Raw genomic sequence first — 2,875 nt, 5'->3', positions numbered from 1 at the left:
GTTTCGGCGGCGGCGGTGGCGGATTCGACGGCGGCGGTTCGTCGGGGAACTGGTGATGGCGATGGCAAACGAAGCAATCCCAACGCAACACAAGACGCACGATGTCTCGCGCTGGCTGCGGCATTTGGGCACCTGGCGAGCGCACGCCCGGTGGCTCTTCCCGGACAAGGCGCTCGATGCGCTCGAAGCCGCCATCCGCGATTCCGAAAAGGAGCACCGCTGCGAGATTCGCCTAGTGATCGAAGCTGCCATGCCGCTTGCTGCGGTATGGCACGGGCATACCTGCCGTCAACGCGCCGTTCACTTGTTTCGCCAGCTCGGCGTGGCGCATACGGGCGAGCGCACGGGCATTCTCCTGTACATCAACATCGCCGATCACGATATCGAGCTGATCGCCGACAAGGGCGTCGACGCGCTGGTATCCCCCCGCACGTGGGACACCGTCGTTGCGCAGATGAGCGCCGGCTTTCGTGACGAACGTTATGTCCAGAGCGTGCTCGACGCGCTGAACACCCTGCGCGGCATTGCGCGCGAATTCCTGCCGGCCCATGCCGGCGCGGCGCCGGACAATGCGTTGACCGACCGGCCGCTGATGCTCTGACGCCTCATGTTCTCCGAACAGGATTTCTCTTATATGCGTCGCGCGCTGGCGCTCGCCGAGCGCGCGATGTTCACCACCACGCCGAATCCTCGCGTTGGCTGCGTAATCGTGCAGGACGGACGGATCATCGGCGAAGGCTTCACGCAGCCGGCCGGCCAGGATCACGCCGAAGTGCAGGCCATGAAAGACGCGCGCACGCGGGGCGAGTCGGTGCGTGGCGCTACGGCCTATGTCACGCTCGAACCGTGCAGCCATTACGGCCGCACCCCACCGTGCGCGAAGGGGCTCATCGACGCGGGCGTGAAACGCGTGATCGCCGCGATGGAAGATCCGAACCCGCTCGTGGCCGGGCGCGGCCTGAGCCTGCTGCGCGACGCGGGCATCGAAGTGCGCTGCGGACTGCTGGAGCATGAGGCGCGCGAAATGAACATCGGGTTCGTCGCCCGCATGACGCGCGGCACGCCGTGGGTCCGCATGAAGGTGGCGGCCAGCCTCGACGGCAAGACGGCCCTGCACAACGGCGTGAGCCAATGGCTGACCGGCCCGGCCGCGCGCGCCGACGGCCACGCGTGGCGGGCGCGCGCGTGCGCCATTCTCACCGGCATCGGCACGGTGCGCGAGGACGATCCGTCGCTCACCGTGCGAGAGGTGGAAACGACACGCCAGCCACTGCGCATCGTCGTCGATTCGCGTCTCGAGATTTCCCCGACCGCCAAGGTGCTCGCGAACGGCAACGCGCTCGTAATCTGCGCCAACGGCGATCACGAGCGCGCGTCTCGTCTGCGCGACCTGGGCGTGGAGGTGCTCGACCTGCCCAATACGACCGGCAAGGTCGACCTCTCGGCGCTGCTGCGCACGCTCGGCGAGCGCCAGCTCAACGAACTCCACGTGGAGGCGGGCTACAAGCTCAACGGTTCACTGCTGCGCGAGCGCTGCGTGGACGAACTGCTCACCTACCTCGCGCCGTGCATCGTCGGCGACGCGCAAGGCATGTTCCACCTGCCTGCGCTCACGTCGCTCGACGACAGGCTCGCGCTCAGTTTCACGGACGTGCGCATGATCGAGAGCGATCTGCGGGTGATGGCCCGCGTCAAGCGCGACTGAATCCCCGTCGCCGGGTGCGCCGCGTGCGCTTAAACGTGGAAGCCCACGCGACCGAGCGCCTCCATTTCCACCGACACATACTGGCCCGGCTGGATATATTCGGCGGGTGTCGCACCGCCAGCCATCACGATCCAGCCGGCTTGGAGCGGCTCGCCCGCGGCGGCTGACAGACGCGCCGCTGCGACCAGCGAACGCAGCGGATGGCCGAGCAGCGCCGCCGTCGATCCCACCTGCACGGTGCGGCCGTTGATCGTCATGGCCAATCCCAGATTCGAGAAATCGACATGCGGATCGTGCCAGGCCCCAATCACGAAGCCGCTCGACGACGCGTTGTCGGCAATCACTTCCGGCAACGTGAACTTGAAGTCCTTGTAGCGCGAATCGATGATCTCGATGGCCGGCGCAATCGCTTCGACCGCCGCGAGCGCCTGCGGGCCCGTGACATGGCCTTCCAGCGGTTGCTTCAGGATGAAGGCGATTTCCGGCTCGACGCGTGGATGCACGTACCGCTTGAAGTCGATGGCCGTCCCCTCCTCGATCTGCATGCCGGACGTGAGGCGCCCCCATATCACATCGGAGAGCCCCATCTGCATCATCTTCGCGCGGCTGGTAAAGCCCATCTTCACGCCAACACGCGTCTCGCCGCGTTCGGCGCGGCGGGCGAGCGATGCGGCCTGAATGGCGTACGCGTCGTCGAGCGACAGACGATTGTCGGTATCGAACTGTTCGACCTCGTGCGCGAAATGGGCCGCGTCGTCGAGCAGCGTTGCGTAGTCTTGAATGTGGCTCATCGTGCCGCCTCGCTGGCAGATTCGAACACGGCGCGGACCGAGCCCAGGCCGTTGATACGGGTCTCGAAGATATCGCCGGGGGCCACGGCGACCATCGGGCCAAGCGCGCCCGAAAGCACCAGGTCGCCCGCCTTGAGCGGCGTGCCCACCGCCGCCATCGTGCGGGCTAACCACACCACGGCGTTGATCGGGCTGCCCAGGCAGGCCGCGCCCGCGCCGACGGACACCGGCTCGCCGCGACGCTCCATGACCATGCCGCACAGGCGCACGTCGAATTCGGCGAGCGTCTTCGGCGTATTGCCGATCACGTAGGCCGACGACGATGCGTTATCGGCAATCGTGTCGGTGATGCGGATGTTCCAGTCGGCCACGCGACTGC

4 protein-coding genes are annotated in these 2,875 nt (G+C 66.7%); 2 read left to right on the top strand and 2 right to left on the bottom strand.

Features of this window, described 5'->3' with window-relative positions:
• Positions 1–61: 61 nt before the first annotated feature.
• Positions 62–601, top strand: a complete 540-nt coding sequence (locus A985_RS0120765) for a TPM domain-containing protein (protein ID WP_157211539.1) — start codon at positions 62–64, stop codon at positions 599–601.
• A 6-nt stretch (positions 602–607) separates the two neighbouring features.
• Positions 608–1,705 carry a bifunctional diaminohydroxyphosphoribosylaminopyrimidine deaminase/5-amino-6-(5-phosphoribosylamino)uracil reductase RibD gene (gene ribD / locus A985_RS0120760; RefSeq protein ID WP_026132223.1) on the top strand — a complete coding sequence of 366 codons (1,098 nt, stop codon included), beginning with the start codon at positions 608–610 and terminating at the stop codon, positions 1,703–1,705.
• Positions 1,706–1,734: 29 nt separating this feature from the next.
• Here ribD and A985_RS0120755 read toward each other — a convergent pair whose 3' ends face one another.
• Positions 1,735–2,496 carry a 2-keto-4-pentenoate hydratase gene (locus tag A985_RS0120755; RefSeq protein WP_017235295.1) on the bottom strand — a complete coding sequence of 254 codons (762 nt, stop codon included), beginning with the start codon at positions 2,494–2,496 and terminating at the stop codon, positions 1,735–1,737.
• The coding region (locus A985_RS26490) for a fumarylacetoacetate hydrolase family protein (RefSeq protein ID WP_039830622.1) at positions 2,493–2,875 on the bottom strand (383 nt) is incomplete at its 5' end. The genes A985_RS0120755 and A985_RS26490, both read right to left, overlap by 4 nt.

Source organism: Pandoraea sp. B-6 (genome assembly GCF_000282835.1).
GTDB lineage: Bacteria > Pseudomonadota > Gammaproteobacteria > Burkholderiales > Burkholderiaceae > Pandoraea > Pandoraea cepalis.
The sequence above is the reverse complement of the archived record's forward strand: the minus strand, read 5'-3'. Positions and strand labels throughout refer to the sequence as shown.

Excerpts from the sequence above, each read along its gene's own strand:
- A985_RS0120765 (WP_157211539.1), top strand. The coding sequence starts at position 62 with ATGGCAAACGAAGCAATCCCAACGCAACACAAGACGCACGATGTCTCG.
- ribD (WP_026132223.1), top strand. The coding sequence starts at position 608 with ATGTTCTCCGAACAGGATTTCTCTTATATGCGTCGCGCGCTGGCGCTC.
- A985_RS0120755 (WP_017235295.1), bottom strand. The coding sequence starts at position 2,496 with ATGAGCCACATTCAAGACTACGCAACGCTGCTCGACGACGCGGCCCAT.